The following is a 14,766-nucleotide window of genomic DNA, read 5'->3' on the forward strand; positions in this document are numbered from 1 at the left end:
GGACTTTCGTCGGCAGCGTATGTTGTTTATAAGAGACCGGCCCACCGCTCCCCCGTGGAGCGGTGGGCATCGCGCGTACCCGGGTGTTCCGCCGGCGGTCCACCGACGTGCTGCGGGCGGCCCGGGACTCCCCGGACCGCCCACGGCACGTGTGCGGAACGTCAGTTGTTGGCGACGCCGTTACCGGAGAGGACCGGGATGTCGTCCACCAGGTGCGAGAGGGGCTCGTCGCCCTTGGCCTGGGTGGAGTTGTCGGCGCACTGCTGGTTCTGCGGGTTGGACAGGACGTTGACGTCCTGGACCGCGACCGGGACGAGACCGACCAGCGAACCGACGTTGGCCTTGACCGGCACACCGAGGCACAGGTCGTTCAGCGTGCCCTGGATGAGCTGGGCCTGCGGGCTGCCGTCGCCCCGGGTCACGCTGTTGCCGTACGAGGACTCGGCGCCGTTGCCGTTGACCGTCGTCGTGCCCTGGTCGTTACCGATCGCCATGGCCGAGGGGGCCACCGCGGCGGACAGGCCGACCATGGACACGGCTACTGCCGCGCCGGCCATCATCTTCTTCATCACACGTCACCTTTCGAAGCGTCCCGTTCTGGAACGTACTGATCAACCCCTCACGGCTCGATCGGTTGCGCACTTCCACTCAAATGGGTTCGATCCAGTGTAAGTTCGACACCGTTTCGTCAACCCGGGAAGGCCTCGCCGGAGGTGCGCGCCGCCGGTACGAGCCCGCCCGCGCCGGCCGGTCCCCGCTCCTCGGGTTCCGGCCGTTCCGGTTCGCCCCTGGCCGCCTGCCACTCGGCGAGGAGCCGGTCGTAGATCGGTGTGCCGCCTTCCGGGCCGCTGTGCCGGTCCCGCGGGCGGCTGCTGTCGTACTGGTCCATGAGTGGGCCATACCCGTTGTGGGCGAAAGGGCCCGGCGCCGCTACGGCAACCGGCCCAGCGGCCCGCCCTTTCGGGGGAGTTCCGGCCCGCGTCCCGGCACGCGCGTGGGGCCGACGCGTCCCGGCGGCCGGTGATCGGCTGCCGTGCGGACGGGTCGGCCCCACGGGTCGGAGCAGGAACCGCTAGTCGTTGGCGGCACCGTTGCCGGACAGGATCGGGATGTCGTCGAGGATGTGCGACAGCGCCTCGTCACCCTTGGCCTGGGTGGAGTTCTCGGTGCACTGCTGGTTCTGCGGCGAGGACAGGACGTTGAGGTCCTGGACCGAGACCGGGACGACGCCGAGCAGCGAACCGGCGTTGACCTTGGCCGGCAGGGCGATGCAGGGCTTGTTCAGCGAACCCTGGATGAGCGCGAACTGCGGGCTCCAGTCACCGTGGGTCGCGGAGTTGCCGTACGACTGCACCGCACCGTTGCCGTTGACCGACGTGGTGCCGCCGTCGTTGCCGATCGCCATGGCCGCGGGGGCCACCGCGGCGGAGACGCCGACGATGGAAGCAGCGACGGCTGCCGAGGCCATAATCTTCTTGATCATGAAATAGCCCTTCTGGGGTTCTCTGTTGCCCGCCTGTCCTGAGCGCTTTGATCAACTCGCGGCGGCGGGAATGGTTGTGGCGCTTCACTCGAACGGTGTTTTCGACGTCCACCTGTTCACGGACGTGCTGCACCGGAGGGAGGCGGCACGCTTCGTAGCGGGAACTGCCGTTCTCGGACGGGTCAGCGGCCGAGCGGGAGGCCGCCCACGAGCGGGGCCGCGCTCTTGGCCGCACCGGTGGCCTGACCGGCGACCTTGGTGACGGTGCCGTCCTTCTGCAGCGCGTCGGCGGCGCCGCCGACGGTGTCGACGACCGGGTCGACGGCCTGCGGAGCAGCCGCCACCACCTGGTTGACACCGCCGTCGAGGCTGAAGTTCGGAGCCGTGGCGGTGGTGACGGCGAAGGCGGGAGCAGCCGTTCCCAGTGCAACCACGGAGCCGGCAACGAACGCAGCAGTCTTCGCGTACTTCACTTTCAGGTTCCCTTCTGCAGCGGCAGCTTTTTCGGTCGCGTCCCCGCGCCGCACCAGCCTTCTTTAGCCGTGACTTCTGCCGCTTTCTCCATGGCTAACGACCCGATTGCCGCCGGGCAACTGGAGCCTTCGGCTTTTCTGGGAATCATCCGCCGACGCACCCCATCGATTGCATGACTATTCACTGAATCGGGTGTGACGGCGGGACAGCGAGCACATATCGGTGGTGCACTGTCGGTGCTCCGTCCCGCGCGCCCGCCCGGATGTCAGCCCCCAGCCGCCGGCGCACCGCGCCCCGGGCCGGCGAAATGGCCTCAGGTCCTTTCGCCGCGTCCGGGCAGGGCAGCGAACTCCCGGGACGGAGAACGCAGTAAAGAGGAAAGCCCCGGATCGCAACAGATGCGATCCGGGGCAGACCGGTACCGGGACGAACCCGGCGGTACAACGATCAGGCGTTGACGCAGGTGTTCCCGAAGGCCGGGTTCAGCAGGCCGATCACGTTCACGGTGTTGCCACACACGTTGACCGGGATGTGGATCGGGACCTGGACCACGTTGCCGGACAGGACGCCCGGGGAGCCCACGGCCGCACCCTCGGCGCCGGAGTCGGCGAACGCCGGGGCAGCGGCACCCATCGCCATGAGGGTTCCGGCGGCGACGGCGGCAATCTTGGTGTACTTCACGTTCAACCCTTTCTTTGACGGAGTCCGGAGCGGCAACGAATTTCGTACCGCACGAGCGCGGGTCCTGATCACTCGTAACTCCGCCGCTGTAATTCGTAACGATTTAAGACGGTAAGCGAAACTCTTCAAGACGAAGATTCTTCAAAGTCCGCCCGAATGACGCAGTTCCGATCACGCGACGTCACCGTCGCGATCAACGGGCCGTCCGTGGACAGGCCTCGAAGGGCAGCAGCAGGCCCGGGCCGCTCGGAGGAGGAACGCCGGCGGCCCGGGCCTGTGCACAGCTGGATCAGCTGTTGCCGGCACCGTTGCCGGAGAGGACCGGGATGCCGTCCAGGATGTGCGACAGCGCCTCGTCGCCCTTGGCCTGGGTGGAGTTCTCGGTGCACTGCTGGTTCTGCGGCGAGGACAGGACGTTGACGTCCTGGACCGCGACCGGGACGAGACCGACCAGCGAACCGACGTTGGCCTTGAGCGGCAGACCGACGCAGGGCTTGTTCAGCGAGCCCTGGACGAGGCCGAACTGCGGGCTGCCGTCGCCGTGGGTCTCGGCGTTGCCGAACGACTGCGAGGCTCCGTTGCCGTTGACCGACGTGGTGCCGCCGTCGTTGCCGATGGCCATCGCCTGCGCGGCGCCGAGACCGAGGATGGAGGCGGCGACCGCACCCGTAGCCAGGACCTTCTTGATCACGATGAACCCTTCTCGTACTGGATGCCCCGTACCGGAGCACACTGACCAACTCGCTGCCGGACGTTTGGTTATCTCTATTCACCCGAATGCCTCGACGTCACGGACGTCCGTGCGACAGGCGCAAAACGTCCACAGCACATTCGGTGGCGGCCGTAATTGCTTCAAGCCTCAACAGCCCTTCACCCGACCGGAGTCGAGCGCGCCCAAATGCGCCGACCCGCAGAAACGAACGCCCATACGTAGCCCGTTCGGGTGGTCACGTGTTTTTCACAGATTCCACGTTTCCCTGTCACCTGAGCGTCGTTATGCGTGAAGTCAAGCCCGCCCGACGGGCCGCTCACCTGCGGAACTGGCACGCCCGACGGTTGCTGCGCCGGCTGATGAATGAACTGCGGGCACCTGCGCCCGCGTGAACTGTCCAAAGGAAGGGCAATCAATGCGAAAAGCCTTGAGTAAAAGCGTGCTCGTCATGGCGGCGGCGTCAGGCATCCTGACCGCCTCCGGCGGCTACGCCTTCGCGGACGCCTCCGCGGAGGGTGCTGCCGTCGGTTCTCCCGGAGTCGGTTCGGGCAACGCCGTGCAGGTGCCGGTGCATGTGCCCGTCAACCTCTGCGGCAACACGGTCGACGTGATCGGCCTGCTGAACCCCGCGTTCGGCAACGAGTGCGCGAACACCGACGGCGGTTCGGACTCCGACGGCGGCCAGGGCGCTCAGGCCGAGGGCGTCGCGGCCAACTCCCCCGGCGTGCTGTCGGGCAACCTCATCCAGGCACCCGTGGACGTCCCGGTCAACGCCTGCGGCAACACCGTCGACGTGGTCGGCGCGCTGAACCCGGCGTTCGGCAACAAGTGCGAGAACGCCGAGGGCGGGAACGAGACCCCGAAGCCCCCGACCCACCCCAAGCCGCCCACGCACCACAAGCCGCCGCACCACCACAAGCCCACGAAGCCGGGCCACCACCACAACGGTGACTGCCCTCCCGGCCACCACCACCACAAGCCGCCGCACCACAACCCGCCCACGCACAACCCCCCGCACCACCCGCCGCACCACAACCCGCCCACGCACAACCCGCCGACCCACAACCCGCCGACGCACGCCTGGCACCCCCACAAGCCGGCGCACCACCACAAGCCGCCGCAGATGGCGCACACCGGTGCGAACGACAACCTGGGCATCGCCGGTGGCGCCAGCGCCGCGATGGTCCTCGGTGGCGGCCTGCTGATGCGCCGCAGCCGCAAGTCGCAGAGCTGACACACCCCACGCACTGAAAAGGTCCGGTCGGACAGCCCACGCTGTCCGACCGGACCTTCTCGTCGTCCCGTCCGTGTGACGGGCCCGGGGCCTCAGATCCTGGAGAGTCCCGCGCGGTCCAGGCAGCCGGCTATCGCCGCCGTCTCCTCGGCGTCCAGCCGGCGCATCGGCGGGCTCATCACGTTGGTGGCGATGATCCCGCGCAGCATGAGCGCGGTCTTGAACGCGCCGAGGCCCGCGGCGGTGGCGGACGCCGTTCCCGGGCGGGCGGCACGGATGATGTCGAAGAGCGCGACGAGGCGGTCCTGTTCGGCCCTCGCCGCCGCCCAGTCGCCGCGGACCGCGGCCTCGTGGAGGCGGACGTAGCCGTGCGGGTCGACGTTGCCGAGTCCGGGTACCGAGCCGTCGGCGCCGGCCAGCATCATCGAGTCGACGACCAGCTCATGGCCGGTGAGCACGGAGAAGCCGGGCAGCTCCCGTGCGCCGATGGCGAGCCTGCGGAACGAGCCGTCGTCGCCGCTGGAGTCCTTCACCCCGGCCAGTACCCCGTCGGCCGCCAGCGGCAGCAGCAGCTCGGGGTCGAGCTTGCTGTGCACGCAGACCGGCACGTCGTAGGCCAGGAGCGGCACGTCGACGGCCGCGGCGACGTCCCGGAAGTGGCGGTCGATCTCGATGTCGTGGGTGCGCGTGTAGAACGGCGCGGTCACGACGACGGCGTCCGCACCGAGTTCGACGGCGCGGTTGGCGCGCTCGATCGCCCGGTTGGTGGTCGTCTCGATCGCTCCGACCAGGACGGGCACCTGGCCCGCGGCCGCCGCCGTGATGACCTCGATGACCTGGTCCTGCCGGCCGGGCGTGAGATAGGCGGTCTCGCCGGAGCTGCCGAGGGCGAACAGCCCGCTGACACCACCGTCGATGAGATGCCCCACGACCCGCTCCAGGGAGGGGCGGTCGAGCTCGCCGTCCGCGGTGAGCGGGGTGACGACGGGCGGGATCACTCCCGTGTAGCGGGGGGTTCGGGCGGTCATGCGGTGCTCCTTGCGGACGGTGCGGGGATCGGGTCCCCGGAGGGGGACGCGGGGGTCTGGGGGTGGACGCAGTGCCAGCGGTGTCCGTCGGGGCCGTCGGTGCGGACCGGGAAGACCGTGGCGCACTCGTCGTCCGCCTTCCAGCAGCGCGTACGGAACGGGCAGCCGGTGGGCGGGTTGGTCGCGGAGGGGACCGGGCCGGTGAGCACGATGCGCTCGGTGGTCTCCAGCAGGCTGGGGGTCGCGGAGAGCAGCGCCTCGGTGTACGGGTGCGAGGGGGCTCCCGCGACATCCGCCGCGCGCCCCTCCTCGACGATGCGGCCGAGGTAGAGGACGGCGATGCGGTCGGCGAGGTAGCGGACGGTCTGGATGTCGTGCGAGATGAACACCATGCCCAGACCGAGCCGTTCGCGGAGGTCCACCAGGAGGTTGAGGACCTGGGCGCGGACCGAGACGTCGAGTGCGGACGTGGGTTCGTCGGCGACGATCAGTTCCGGTTCGAGCGCCAGGGCGCGGGCGATGGCGACGCGCTGGCGCTGGCCGCCGGAGAGCTGTCCGGGCAGCGCGGCCAGGGTGTGGCCGGGCAGGCCGACCAGGTCGAGGAGTTCCTCGACGCGCGCCTCCCGCTCCTGACGGGTGCCGCGACCGTGCACATCGAGCGGGTCGCGCAGGACCTGGCGGACCGTGAGCCGCGGGTTGAGGGCCGTCGAGGGGTCCTGGAAGACGACGCCGACGGCGGAGCCGAAGTCGTCGCGCCGCTGGGATCCGGACATCTCCCACAGATCGCGGCCGTGGAAGGTGACCGTGCCCTCGGTGGGCTTCTGCAGACCTGTCAGCACCCGTGCCATCGTCGACTTGCCGCAGCCGGACTCGCCGACCAGGCCGACGATCTCGCCGCGCTTGACCTCCAGGGAGGCGTCCGTGAGGGCGTGCACGGCGTCACGGCGGAACACGCCTCCGCTGCGTGCCTTGTGGCGTACGTGGACACCGTCGAGCCTGATCACAGGGCGCTCCCTTCCAGCTGGACGGTCTTCGCCGGGTGATGACAGGCGAAGCCGTGGTCGTGCGCGCTGCCGCGTGCGGCGAGTGCGGGCGTGGTGGTGCGGCACAGTTCGGTGGCGGCGCCGCAGCGCGAGGCGAACCGGCAGCCCTCGCCGAAGCCCTGCGGTGCCGGGACGACGCCGCGGATCTGGTGCAGCCGCTCCGCGCCCGCCTCCAGTGAGACGACGGATCCGAGCAGGCCGCGGCTGTAGTGGTGGGTGGGTGCGGTGAGCACGGACCGGGTGTCGCCGATCTCGGCGAGGCGGCCCGCGTACATCACCGCGACGCGGTGCGACAGATCGCCCACGAGCGCGAGGTCGTGGCTGACGAGCACCATGGCGAAGCCGAGTTCGTCGCGGAGCCGGACGAGGAGTTCGACGACCTGGGCCTGGACGGTGACGTCCAGGGCGGTGGTCGGCTCGTCCGCGATGAGCAGCCGGGGGCTGCGGGACAGGGCCATGGCGATCAGGACGCGCTGGCGCTGCCCGCCGGAGAGCTCGTGCGGGTAGCTGCGCAGGGTGCGTTCGGGTGCGAGGCCGACGAGTTCGAGCAGTTCCGCCGGGGTCTTCGTGCCGCCGCGCGAGGTGAGCTGCTTCAGCTGGGTGCCCACCAGCACGGACGGGTTGAGGGAGGAGAGCGCGTCCTGGTAGACCATCGCGATCTCCGGGCCCATCAGGGCGCGGCGCTCCTTCGGCGGGAGCTTCAGCAGGTCCCGGCCGCGGTAGAGGATCTCGCCGCTGACCTCGGCGTTGCGGGCGAGGAGGCCCATGACGGCGAGGCTGGTGATGGACTTCCCGCAGCCGGACTCGCCGACCAGACCGAGGGTCTCGCCCTCGTGGACGGTGAAGTTCAGCGCGTCGACCACGGGGATGTCGCCGTACCGGTCGGGGAAGCGGATGGCGAGGTCGCGTACGACGAGGAGTTCGGCGGAGTCCTCGCGCACCGGGGTGATGGTCGGTTCGATGGCGTTGACGCGTTGCGCGAGCTTGGTGAGGGCGGCGTCGATGTCGACGGTGGAGCTCGCCTCCACCGGGTCGGGTGCCGTGGTGGTGTGGGAGGCGTCGGCGCCGGCACGGGGCTTCTTCGGAGCCGCCGACGCGTCGGTGAGGCCCTCGGAGAGGATGTTCAGGGCGAGCACCGTGATCAGCAGGGCGAGGCCGGGGAAGAACGTGGCCCACCAGCCGCCCGAGAGGAGGATCTGCCGGCCGTAGGCCAGCACGCTGCCCCAGCTGGGGTCGGGGTCCTGCACACCGGCGCCGATGAAGGAGAGGCTCGCCTCGAAGATGATCGCCTCGGCGACCATCACGGTGGCGAACACCATGACCGGTGCCATGCAGTTGACCGCGACGTGGCGCAGCACGATGTAGCCGCGCCGGGCTCCGATGACCTTCTCGGCCGCGACGTAGTCCTCTCCGTACTGGGACAGGACGTTGGCGCGGACCACCCGGGCCAGGGACGGGGTGTAGACGAAGGCGATGGTGAAGATGATGACCGGGATGCTGGTGCCGAAGACCGCGACGAGGACGGCCGCGAGGGCGATCGGCGGGAACGACATCACCACGTCGAGGGTGCGCATCACGGACTCGTCGCCGAGCTTGCGCGAGGTGGCGGCGAGTGAGCCGAGCAGGGCGCCGGCGACCAGGGCGAGGGCGGTCGAGCCGAGTCCGATGGTCAGCGAGTAGCGCGAGCCGTGCACGACCCGGGCGAAGACGTCCCGCCCGGCCCGGTCGGTGCCGAACCAGTGGTCGCCGCTCGGGGCCTGGACCGGGACGCCGGTGGTGAGCGGGTCCTGGGTGAGCAGCGGCGCGAACACGGCGCCGAGGATGACGAGGAGCAGCACGCCGAGCGCGATGCGGGAGGTGACCGGCAGGGCGCGGAACGCGACGCCGGGCCGGGAGAGTTTATTGGCCAGACGGCCCGTGGCGAACATGTCACACCGTCCTGATGCGCGGGTTGACCAGCAGATAGAGCAGGTCGACGATGACGTTGACCACCAGGAAGGCGATGGCGATGGTCAGTACGGTGCCCTGGACCAGGGCGACATCGCCGCCGGTGACACCTTCGAGGATGAGCTTGCCCATGCCGGGCAGGTCGAAGATCGCTTCGATGACGACGGCGCCGCTGAGCAGGTAGCCGACCTTGACGCCGAGCACGGTGAGCGGGGTGACGAGCGCGTTGCGCAGTACCGAGCGGATCACCAGGAAGACCGGCAGGCCGTTGCCGCGTGCGGTACGGACGTAGTCGCGGTCGAGTTCGGAGACCATCGACGTGCGTACGAGACGGGCGAGGGACGCCGCGACGGGCACGGCGAGGGAGAAGGCGGGCAGCACCATGCTGCGGAGCCAGCCGCTGAGGGAGTCGGCCGGGTTGGTGTAGCCGCCGGTCGGGAAGATCGGCGAGTTCAGGGCGAACTGCTGGATGAGCAGGACACCCAGCCAGAACGACGGGATGGCGACGCCGGCCATGGAGAGCACCCGGAACAGCTGGTCGGGCCAACGGTCGCGGTACATGGCTCCGAGGACGCCGCCGAGTACGGCCATGATGAGCGCGAGGACGAGCCCGAGGACGGTCAGTTGGAGCGTGAGCGGGAAGGCGGCGGTGATCCGGTCGATGACCGGCTGGCTCGGTGGGACGGTCGTCCCGAGGTCGAGGTGGAGCAGCTGGCCGATGAAGCGGAAGTAGCGGACGGGCAGGGGGTCGTTGAGACCGTTCGCCTCGGAGAAGGCCGCGCGGGCTTCGGGAGTGGAGCTCTCCCCCAGCGCGTTGAAGGCCGGGTCGACCGGCGAGAACTGCAGCACCACGAAGACGAGCAGCGCGATACCGAGGATCATCACCGGCATCATCGCGACGCGGCGCAGCGCGAGCCGGAGAAAAGCAACCATCGTCGGGTTCCTTGCGGTTGGGCGGGCCGGTCCTGGTCAGCGGGGGTGCGGTGTCCAGGACCGGGCGATCGGGCGCCGGTTGACCGGTGCCGGGTGGGGGCCCGGCGGCCGGGGTGGCCGCCGGGTCGCCGGGCCTCCGGCAGCCGGTGCGGCGTCTGCCCGGGCCCGGTGACGGCGTCAGGCGGGGCTGACGTCCAGGAACGACAGGCCCGTGGTGGGCAGCGGCTTGAAGCCGGAGAGCGTCTTCTCGTTCCAGGCGGTGGGAAGCTTGCGGTGCAGGATCGGGTAGAGCGCGGCCTCGTCGGCGACGAGGTCGGTGACCTCGCCCCACAGCTGCTTGCGCTTCGACTCGTCGGCGGCCTGGGCTGCCTTGTCGAGGGTCTGCTTGACCTTCTTGTACGCGGCGGACTTGCTCCAGCCGTAGCGGTTCTCGGGCCAGAAGCCGTAGTAGAACCAGCGCAGCAGCAGGTCCGCGTCGTTGCCGAAGACCGACGGGTCGCCGGGGGCGACGAGGACCTCGAAGTCGCCCTTGTCGACCTTGGCGTACTGGGCGGCGGACTGCGCGATGCTGAGGGTGGCCTTGATGCCGGCGGCGGCCCAGCTCTCCTTCAGCAGCGGGGCGATGTCCTTGACCCAGCCGGTGTCGGTGGTCAGGACGGTGAAGCTGAGGTCCTTCACGCCTGCGTCGGCGAGGAGCTCCTTCGCCTTGGCCAGGTCGTGCGTGTAGACCGTGGCGGCCTTGTGGTAGTCGGGGTGGGTGGCCGGCACGTAGCCGGTGGCGGCCACGGCGTTGCCGACCATCGCGGTGGAGATGATCTTCTCGGTGTCCAGGGCGTAGAACAGCGCCTGGCGCACCCGCTTGTCGGCGAATCGCTTGTCGGCGGTGTTGAACATCAGGAAGAGCAGCCCGAAGGACTGCACGGACTCGGTCTTCGCGCTGGTCGAGAGGGACTTGACGTCGATGTACGGGACGTCCTCGATGGCCTGGACGCGGTTGGACTGCATGGCGCTGACGCGGGCCGACTGGTCGGACATCAGCCGCCAGATCATCTTCTTGGCCTTGGCGGGGTGGGCGCCGTTGTACTTGTCGTACGCCTCGAAGACGATCTTGTCCTCGCGGGTGGCCGAGACGAACTTGTACGGACCCGAGCCCACGGGCTTGGCGTCGAAGGCCTTGACACCGGCTTCGACGATCTTCTTCGGGACGATCCGGGCCACGGCGATGCGGGACGGGAAGAGCGCGAAGGCGTACTTGAGCTTGAACTCGACCGTGCTCTCGTCGACGGCCTTGACGGTGTCGATGAAGGGCACGAACTGCGCCATCAGCGAGGCGTTCTTCGGGTCCAGGATGCGTTCGAAGCTGAACACCACGTCGTCGGCGGTGACGGCCGACCCGTCGTGGAAGGTGGCGCCCTTGCGCAGCGTGGCCCGGTAGGTGGTGGCGTTGATCTTCTTCGGCATCTCGGTGGCGAGCGCGGGGCGTGCCACGAGCGTTACCGGATCGAGATCGACCAGCCCCTCGAAGATGTGCATATTGGCGGCGTACGGGGTCGCGCCCGAGGTGATCATCGGGTCGAAGCCGGTCGACAGCGGGTAGGACATGCCGGCCTCGATGAGGTCGCTGCCCCCGCTCTTGTTCGTCGATCCGTCGGCGGTCGAGGACGGTCCGCCGCAGGCGGCAAGGCTCGCCGTGATGGCGGCCGCCGCACCGACAGCACTGGTGTAACGCAGGAAGGTGCGGCGCTCGACACCGGCTGAACTCAGCTCGGGCACGGGTCCTCCAGGGACTTTGAGGTGTGGCGTCGGGAGTGGAGACGGGCGGTGGATCGGTGGTTCACGGGGACCGCGGAACCTGGAGCATCAGACGTCAGATGTCTGATGCCTTGATAGCGTGGGAACGTAGCTTGACAATCGAGAGGGGTCAAGAGGTGGGGAGTTCACATATGTCCGGAACGAGGCCCGGCCGGCAGTTGCTCCGGCAGGAAGTCGTCGACGGCATCAAGCGGTACATCCTCGAAGAACGGCTCCGCCCCGGGGACCCGCTGCCCACCGAGCCCGCCCTGTGCGAAGCACTCGGCGCCAGCCGCTCCAGCGTCCGCGAGGCCGTCAAGATCCTCAACGCGCTCGACATCGTCGAGGTCCGCCACGGCCACGGCACGTACGTCGGCAGGCTGAGCCTGTCGGCCCTGGTGGAGAGCCTGACCTTCCGCGGGCTGCTCTCGCCCGACGACGACTTCCAGGTGATGGCCGACCTGGTCGAGGTGCGCGAGCTCTTCGAGCGCGGGATGGCCGACCGCATCGTCTCGCTGCTCACGACGGAGCAGCTCGACGCGCTGGACGCGCTGGTGACCACCATGCGCGAGACCGGGGCGCAGGAGGGCCACGGCTTCGTGGACGCCGACCGGGCGTTCCACGCACTGCTCGTCGCTCCCCTGGGCAACGAGCTGATCGGTCAGCTCTCGATGGCCTTCTGGGACGTCTACACGATCGTCGCGCCCCATCTGGACGGGTTCACCCACGCCGACGAGCGGGCGACGATCGCCGCCCACCAGAACATCGTGGACGCCGCCAGGGCCGGGGACATCACCGGCTTCATCAAGGCGCTCGGCGAGCACTACGCCCCGGTCAGGCGCCGGATCTCCGAGGCCCGGGCCCGCGACAGCCGCTGAGGGCCGTCCCCGAGGTCCCGCCCGCGCCGCGGCGAGCGGGCCGGGTCCCGTCCTCGCACGGACCCGGCCCGGCGAACCCTTGACGAGCACAGCAAGGGCTGCCTAGGGTCCGTTTGCCGCTAGGACATCTGACGTCATCCGTCTGATGACCAGGGCTTCACTTGGCCATGGCCTTTCATGCTGCGCCCAGGAGGGCACCTCCATGCCGTTGTCGGATCTCTCGCTCGCGGAGTGCCGCGAATACCGGCCGCAGTTGCCCGTTCCGGCGGACTTCGACGCCTTCTGGTCGCGGACCCTGGCCGAGACCGGGGACGGTCCGGCGCGGAAGCCGGTGTTCGCCGAGGTGGATACGGGGCTCACCCAGATCCGTACCTACGACGTGACGGTCCCCGGCTTCGCCGGTCAACCGGTGCGCGGCTGGCTGCGGATGCCCGCCGGGTCGAGCGAACCCCTGGGCTGCGTCGTGGAGTTCCTGGGCTACGGCCGCGGCCGGGGCCTGTCGCACGAGAACCTGCTCTGGGCGTCGGCGGGTCACGCGCACCTGATCATGGACACCCGCGGCCAGGGCTGGTCGGCGGCGGGCGGCGACACCGCCGATCCGGACGGCGGCGCGGCCGGGGCCGTCCCCGGCTTCCTCACCCGTGGCATCGAGAACCGGGAAACGTACTACTACCGGCGGCTGTTCACCGATGCCGTGCGCTGCGTCGAGGCGATGCGCGACCACCCGGAGGTCGATCCGGACCGGATCGTCGTCACCGGGGTGAGCCAGGGCGGCGGTATCGCGCTGGCCGTCTCCGGGCTGGTGCCGGGGCTGGCGGGCGTGATGCCGGATGTGCCGTTCCTCTGCAACTTCCCGCGTGCCACGGAGATTTCGGGACGCCCGCCGTTCACCGAGATCGCCGAGTACCTGAAGCTCTACCGCGACCGCACCGAAGCCGTCCGCACCACTCTGTCGTACTTCGACGCGGCGCTGCACGCCACCCGCGCCACCGCTCCCGCACTGTTCTCGATCGCCATGATGGACGAGATCTGCCCGCCCTCCACGTGCTTCACCGCCTACAACGGCTACGGCGGGCCCAAGAACGTGACGGTCTACGCGTTCAACGGGCACGAGGGCGGCGCGGAGTACCAGCAGCGGGAGCAACTTGCCTGGGTGCGTGACCTGTTCGCAGGCCTGCCGTCGGGGCAGGCCCGGCACTCCTGACCGGAGGCACCTTCCGTGCGCAGACGATCCATGCTTCTCGCCGCAGGCGCGGCGGCCCTGAGCACCCAGCTCGGCGGCCGCGCCTTCGCCGCCGCTTCGGGCAGCGGACCGGTCCTGGACCACGACACCCCCGTGGACCTGGACGGCAGCGAGTACGTCGACCTGTCGAACCAGGCCGGCGTAGTCGCCCCGCTCACCACGGGGACCATCCTCGTCACCTTCCGCACCACCAGCCACAACGAGGCGATGACGCTCTTCAGCGCCTCGGACCCCACCGCCCCGTCCTCCAACATCACCCTGAACCTGAGCGGTGGCGCGCTCCAGTTCTCCGTACGCGAGAAGGGAGCGGTGCTGCTGAATGTCATGACCAGGACACGGTACGACGACGGGCTGAGCCACACCGTCGCCGTCACCGTCAACGCCTCCGGCACCAAGCTGCACGCCGGCGGACGCGTGGTGTTCGAGACCGCGCGGCACGCCTTCTTCGCAGGCGTCTCCGGGCTCACCGCACTCGCTCTGGGCCGCAACACCGACAGCGACCACCCCGGCGGCGAATGGTTCTGCACGGGCACCGTCGAACGGGCGGCCGTCTGGGACCGGGTACTGAACGAGAGCGAGCTGGTCGCGCAGAGCCCGCGCCCCGACCTCGCGGACCTGGGCCGGATCTCCACCGTCCTCAACAGCGACACCCCGGCCACCTGGGTCATCACGGGTGACAGCATCACCCACGGCGCCATGCACACCAACGGCTGGCGCAGCTACCCCGAGCACTGGACGGAACGGGTCCGCTGGGAGCTGGGCAAGCCGAAGAACCGTGACTTCGTGATCGATTCCGGGGTGAGCGGCGCCACGAGCGCCGAACTCGTCGCGCGGTTCGGCGAGCGGGTCACCGCCTTCTCGCCGCAGATCGTCTCGATCATGATCGGTACGAACGACATCGCGACCACCGGTCTCGGTCCCGAGGCCTACCGCGCCAACCTCGTCTCACTGGTGGACTCGGTGCGCGCACTGCCCGGCTCGCCGGTTCCGGTCCTCCAGTCCCCCAACCCGGTCGATCCGGCGAAGTGGCCGGGCCGGGTGGGGCTTTCACGGTACGCCCAGGTCATGGGCGAGGTCGCGGCGCAGCGGGACGCCGTCTTCATCGACCACTACAACGACTGGCTGAACGGCAACGGCGGCCAGGTCCCGCTGTCCCTGCTCAACGACGGGCTCCATCCGAACGAGCGGGGCCACCACCGGGTGGTACTCAAAATGATCAAGGACCTGCGGATCTTCGCGGCGGACAGCCCGGTCTGCTCGCTCAACATCCCGTAGCCCCGGCGCACCTCTCCCCCCATCTGCCACTCCGTCTCCCACCC

At 69.5% G+C, this 14,766-nt stretch carries 15 protein-coding genes; 4 read left to right on the plus strand and 11 right to left on the minus strand.

The genetic code is table 11. The annotated features are described in order from the left end of the window. Nucleotides 1–161: 161 nt before the first annotated feature. The 6 genes from ACFVJX_RS22550 to ACFVJX_RS22575 form a co-directional block, all read right to left on the minus strand. Nucleotides 162–569: a rodlin gene (locus ACFVJX_RS22550; RefSeq protein ID WP_384129323.1), complete on the minus strand. Its 408-nt coding sequence runs from the start codon at nucleotides 567–569 to the stop codon at nucleotides 162–164. 119 nt (nucleotides 570–688) lie between these two features. Then, entirely contained in the window at nucleotides 689–889 is a 201-nt protein-coding gene (locus ACFVJX_RS22555) for a hypothetical protein (protein ID WP_384129320.1), read from the minus strand. 183 nt (nucleotides 890–1,072) lie between these two features. Beyond that, entirely contained in the window at nucleotides 1,073–1,483 is a 411-nt protein-coding gene (locus ACFVJX_RS22560; RefSeq protein ID WP_384129317.1) for a rodlin, read from the minus strand. A gap of 182 nt (nucleotides 1,484–1,665) precedes the next feature. Further along, the gene (locus ACFVJX_RS22565) at nucleotides 1,666–1,956 is read right to left on the minus strand and encodes a hypothetical protein (protein ID WP_384129314.1); all 291 of its coding nucleotides are present in this window, start codon (nucleotides 1,954–1,956) and stop codon (nucleotides 1,666–1,668) included. A gap of 448 nt (nucleotides 1,957–2,404) precedes the next feature. Beyond that, nucleotides 2,405–2,638 carry a chaplin gene (locus tag ACFVJX_RS22570; protein ID WP_384129311.1) on the minus strand — a complete coding sequence of 78 codons (234 nt, stop codon included), beginning with the start codon at nucleotides 2,636–2,638 and terminating at the stop codon, nucleotides 2,405–2,407. A 289-nt stretch (nucleotides 2,639–2,927) separates the two neighbouring features. Further along, entirely contained in the window at nucleotides 2,928–3,329 is a 402-nt protein-coding gene (locus ACFVJX_RS22575; RefSeq protein ID WP_384129308.1) for a rodlin, read from the minus strand. 460 nt (nucleotides 3,330–3,789) lie between these two features. On the opposite strand from ACFVJX_RS22575, the gene ACFVJX_RS22580 reads away from it, so the two are divergent. Then, nucleotides 3,790–4,584, plus strand: a complete 795-nt coding sequence (locus ACFVJX_RS22580) for a chaplin (RefSeq protein WP_384129335.1) — start codon at nucleotides 3,790–3,792, stop codon at nucleotides 4,582–4,584. Between the two features lie 92 nt (nucleotides 4,585–4,676). On the opposite strand, the gene ACFVJX_RS22585 is transcribed toward ACFVJX_RS22580, so the two are convergent. The 5 genes from ACFVJX_RS22585 to ACFVJX_RS22605 all read right to left on the minus strand — a co-directional run bounded on the left by ACFVJX_RS22585 (nucleotide 4,677) and on the right by ACFVJX_RS22605 (nucleotide 11,308). Continuing rightward, nucleotides 4,677–5,612 carry a dihydrodipicolinate synthase family protein gene (locus ACFVJX_RS22585; protein WP_384129305.1) on the minus strand — a complete coding sequence of 312 codons (936 nt, stop codon included), beginning with the start codon at nucleotides 5,610–5,612 and terminating at the stop codon, nucleotides 4,677–4,679. After that, nucleotides 5,609–6,616, minus strand: coding sequence for an ABC transporter ATP-binding protein (locus tag ACFVJX_RS22590; protein WP_384129302.1), 1,008 nt, complete (start codon nucleotides 6,614–6,616; stop codon nucleotides 5,609–5,611). Before ACFVJX_RS22590 ends, ACFVJX_RS22585 begins: the two co-directional genes overlap by 4 nt. Then, nucleotides 6,613–8,583, minus strand: coding sequence for a dipeptide/oligopeptide/nickel ABC transporter permease/ATP-binding protein (locus ACFVJX_RS22595; RefSeq protein WP_384129299.1), 1,971 nt, complete (start codon nucleotides 8,581–8,583; stop codon nucleotides 6,613–6,615). Before ACFVJX_RS22595 ends, ACFVJX_RS22590 begins: the two co-directional genes overlap by 4 nt. A gap of 1 nt (nucleotide 8,584) precedes the next feature. Continuing rightward, nucleotides 8,585–9,535, minus strand: coding sequence for an ABC transporter permease (locus tag ACFVJX_RS22600; protein WP_384129296.1), 951 nt, complete (start codon nucleotides 9,533–9,535; stop codon nucleotides 8,585–8,587). 177 nt (nucleotides 9,536–9,712) lie between these two features. Beyond that, complete coding sequence (locus ACFVJX_RS22605) at nucleotides 9,713–11,308, minus strand: ABC transporter substrate-binding protein (protein WP_384129294.1); 1,596 nt, start codon at nucleotides 11,306–11,308, stop codon at nucleotides 9,713–9,715. A gap of 170 nt (nucleotides 11,309–11,478) precedes the next feature. Here ACFVJX_RS22605 and ACFVJX_RS22610 point away from each other — a divergent pair, with 170 nt between their 5' ends. From ACFVJX_RS22610 to ACFVJX_RS22620, 3 genes are all read left to right on the plus strand, one after another. After that, nucleotides 11,479–12,204 (plus strand): FadR/GntR family transcriptional regulator, encoded by a 726-nt coding sequence (locus ACFVJX_RS22610; RefSeq protein ID WP_384129291.1) that lies wholly within the window; start codon nucleotides 11,479–11,481, stop codon nucleotides 12,202–12,204. A 202-nt stretch (nucleotides 12,205–12,406) separates the two neighbouring features. Further along, nucleotides 12,407–13,408 carry an acetylxylan esterase gene (locus ACFVJX_RS22615; protein ID WP_384129288.1) on the plus strand — a complete coding sequence of 334 codons (1,002 nt, stop codon included), beginning with the start codon at nucleotides 12,407–12,409 and terminating at the stop codon, nucleotides 13,406–13,408. A gap of 15 nt (nucleotides 13,409–13,423) precedes the next feature. Next, nucleotides 13,424–14,722 (plus strand): GDSL-type esterase/lipase family protein, encoded by a 1,299-nt coding sequence (locus tag ACFVJX_RS22620; protein ID WP_384195791.1) that lies wholly within the window; start codon nucleotides 13,424–13,426, stop codon nucleotides 14,720–14,722. Nucleotides 14,723–14,766: the final 44 nt, after the last annotated feature.

Source organism: Streptomyces sp. NPDC127177 (genome assembly GCF_042672475.1).
Taxonomy (GTDB): domain Bacteria; phylum Actinomycetota; class Actinomycetes; order Streptomycetales; family Streptomycetaceae; genus Streptomyces.

What these genes read in the sequence shown, in the direction of transcription:
- ACFVJX_RS22555 (WP_384129320.1), bottom strand. Translation starts at nt 889, where the DNA reads ATGGACCAGTACGACAGCAGCCGCCCGCGGGACCGGCACAGCGGCCCG.
- ACFVJX_RS22595 (WP_384129299.1), bottom strand. Translation starts at nt 8,583, where the DNA reads ATGTTCGCCACGGGCCGTCTGGCCAATAAACTCTCCCGGCCCGGCGTC.
- ACFVJX_RS22615 (WP_384129288.1), top strand. Translation starts at nt 12,407, where the DNA reads ATGCCGTTGTCGGATCTCTCGCTCGCGGAGTGCCGCGAATACCGGCCG.
- ACFVJX_RS22560 (WP_384129317.1), bottom strand. Translation starts at nt 1,483, where the DNA reads ATGATCAAGAAGATTATGGCCTCGGCAGCCGTCGCTGCTTCCATCGTC.
- ACFVJX_RS22550 (WP_384129323.1), bottom strand. Translation starts at nt 569, where the DNA reads ATGAAGAAGATGATGGCCGGCGCGGCAGTAGCCGTGTCCATGGTCGGC.
- ACFVJX_RS22610 (WP_384129291.1), top strand. Translation starts at nt 11,479, where the DNA reads ATGTCCGGAACGAGGCCCGGCCGGCAGTTGCTCCGGCAGGAAGTCGTC.
- ACFVJX_RS22600 (WP_384129296.1), bottom strand. Translation starts at nt 9,535, where the DNA reads ATGGTTGCTTTTCTCCGGCTCGCGCTGCGCCGCGTCGCGATGATGCCG.
- ACFVJX_RS22585 (WP_384129305.1), bottom strand. Translation starts at nt 5,612, where the DNA reads ATGACCGCCCGAACCCCCCGCTACACGGGAGTGATCCCGCCCGTCGTC.